Source organism: Actinomadura sp. NPDC000929 (assembly GCF_040492065.1).
GTDB classification, from domain to species: domain Bacteria; phylum Actinomycetota; class Actinomycetes; order Streptosporangiales; family Streptosporangiaceae; genus Spirillospora; species Spirillospora verrucosospora.
On sequence record NZ_JBEUPA010000317.1, the window covers coordinates 1 to 2,139 of the forward strand.

4 protein-coding genes and 1 pseudogene are annotated in these 2,139 nt (G+C 77.9%); 1 reads left to right on the top strand and 4 read right to left on the bottom strand.

What is annotated here, in order from left to right:
* Positions 1–101: pseudogene (locus ABWI04_RS42565) on the top strand (winged helix-turn-helix domain-containing protein); the annotation flags it as partial.
* Here the strand turns inward: ABWI04_RS42565 and ABWI04_RS42570 are convergent.
* The 4 genes from ABWI04_RS42570 to ABWI04_RS42585 all read right to left on the bottom strand — a co-directional run.
* Complete coding sequence (locus tag ABWI04_RS42570) at positions 88–282, bottom strand: V-type ATP synthase subunit E family protein (RefSeq protein WP_353835962.1); 195 nt, start codon at positions 280–282, stop codon at positions 88–90. The pseudogene ABWI04_RS42565 and the gene ABWI04_RS42570 overlap by 14 nt on opposite strands.
* The gene (locus ABWI04_RS42575; RefSeq protein WP_345181338.1) at positions 279–509 is read right to left on the bottom strand and encodes a hypothetical protein; all 231 of its coding nucleotides are present in this window, start codon (positions 507–509) and stop codon (positions 279–281) included. The genes ABWI04_RS42570 and ABWI04_RS42575 overlap by 4 nt, the downstream gene beginning before the upstream one ends.
* A complete protein-coding gene (locus tag ABWI04_RS42580; RefSeq protein WP_345181340.1) occupies positions 506–757 on the bottom strand; it encodes an ATP synthase subunit C in 252 nt (83 codons plus the stop codon). The genes ABWI04_RS42575 and ABWI04_RS42580 overlap by 4 nt, the downstream gene beginning before the upstream one ends.
* Positions 742–2,139: V-type ATPase 116kDa subunit family protein (locus ABWI04_RS42585; RefSeq protein WP_353835961.1), on the bottom strand; the 1,398-nt coding region annotated here is incomplete at its 5' end. The genes ABWI04_RS42585 and ABWI04_RS42580, both read right to left, overlap by 16 nt.

Genomic DNA, 2,139 nt, shown 5'->3' on the forward strand with positions numbered 1-2,139 from the left:
CCGGCCGCGTCCTCACCCGGATGCAGCTCATCGACCGCGTGTGGGGCGCCGACTACGTGGGCGACACCAAGACGCTGGACGTCCACATCAAGCGCAGTCGGCGCGTCCCTCCGCCCGCGCGCCGTCCAGGATCCGGGACGCCTCGGCGCGGGCCTCGTCCACGATGGCGGCGGCGTCGCGCTCGGCACCGGCGACCAGGCGGGCGGCCTCGGCGCGGGCGCCGTCCGCCAGCGCCTCGCGCACCGGGGCGAGCGCGCTCGCGATGCCCTTGCCGCCCGTCACGGCGGCATCACCACGGTCACGACCCCGGGACGCCGGCGGCGCGCGTCCCCCAGGACCGCGGCCGCCGCCGGCGTCAGCACGACCACGGCCGCCCGGTCGCCGAGCGCCTCCCAGGCGGACCGGACCTCGCCGGGGCCGTCCGCCGGGCTGACCAGCGCCCCGGCGAGGCCGTAGCCCTCCACGCGGGCCCGCTCCCCCAGCACGGCGACGCGGCCTGCGGCGGTCATGCCTTCCCGATCAGGATGATGCCGATGATCAGGCCGTAGATGGCGATGCCCTCGGCCAGCCCGACTATGACCATCGCGCGGCCGAACAGCTCGGGACGCTCGCTCAGCGCGGCGAGCGCCGCGGCGCCGGTGTAGGCGACCGCGACGCCCGCGGCGATCGAGGCCCCGGCGACCGCGATCCCCGCGCCCACGAACGGGGCCCAGTTCGCGGCCGCCACCTGCCCGGCCGCCATCACACCCGTGGACACGGAGCGTCCACCTCCTCTGCCGTCATGCGAATGTGCCAGGGCCGGAACGGCCGGCCCTGCGTGGTGAAGAGCCGCGAGAACAGCTCGTAGTACTCCAGCCGGAGCGCCTGCACCCCGGCGACGAGCGCCTCCAGGGCGAACGTCAGCGCCGTCCCCAGGACGAAGACGGCCGCGGCGGCGGCCCGCGCGACGCCGCCGTGGTGCCACAGCGCGGCGGTCCCCGTCCAGACGACCGCGGCCAGCGCGGCGTGCGTCAGGCCGAACGCCGCCAGGCGCGCGAACGACACCACGTTGGCGCCCAGCCGCACGACCAGGTCGAACAGCTCCACGACCGCTTCGACCGCGCCCGTCCCGCCGCCGCCCGCCCTGGCGAGGAAGCCGGCGAGGGCGAGCGCCAGCCCGAGGACCGCGACGGCCGCGCCGGCGAGGGCGGCGGCGGGCCGGTGGAGGTAGCCGCCCGCGGCGAGGGCGCCGATCCCGACGAAGACCGAAGCGCCGGAGATGCCCGAAGGCTCGTACAGCGCGGCGGACCAGCCCCCCTCCCTCCACCGGTTGACGATGCCCAGCGCGTAGGCGCCGGCGAGCAGCACCGCCCCGAGACCCACCGCAGAGACCAGGAGCTCTACCGGGCTGTCGAGCGGCGACAGCCACAGCCGCGGGACGACACGGGTCGGGCCGAAGAACTCCCCGTACAGCACGCCGAAGACCGTGCCGGTGGCGCCCGCGCCCAGCAGGAACGGCCACGCCCGCCGCCAGCGCGCCGGCCGGCGCGGGCGGCCCGCGACCAGGGCCGCGGCCGCCGCCATCAGCATCAGCCCGTGGCCCGCGTCGCCGAACATGATCCCGAACATCAGGACGTAGGCGGCCCACGCGAGCGGGGTGGGATCGAGGTCGGCGTACGGGACGGGACCGTAGGTCGCCACCAGCGGGACGAGGGAACCGCGCAGGCTCTCCCTGCGGTCCTCCCCCGCCAGCAGGGACGGCGCCTCCACGCCGCGCGGGTGCGGCAGCCGCACCAGGGCGGCGCCGACCTCGGCGAGCCGGGCGGCGAGCGCCGCCTGGGCCGCGCGGGGCGTCCAGCCGACGGCCGCGGCCACCTGTCCCTTGCGGACCGCGGCGGCGGCGCGCTCTCGGAGCCGGGCTTCGCCTTCGAGCAGGTCGGGGCGGTTCCACTCGGCCAGTCGCCGCGGATCGGGAGCCGACGGCAGGACGGCCGGTTCCAGGGCCGCGGCCTCCGCCCGCTGCGGTGAACGTGCCGTGTCGTCGCGTGCGCCCTGCGGGCGGCGTCCCGGATCGAGCTCGACCACCCCGGCGTCCGCCACCCGCGCCAGGGCGTCGCGCAGCGCGTCGGCGGGGGGCCACGACCGCGACGCGCGCCATCC

Bases quoted from the DNA above. Each gene is read 5' to 3' on its own strand.
- ABWI04_RS42575 (WP_345181338.1), bottom strand. From the start codon at position 509: ATGACCGCCGCAGGCCGCGTCGCCGTGCTGGGGGAGCGGGCCCGCGTG.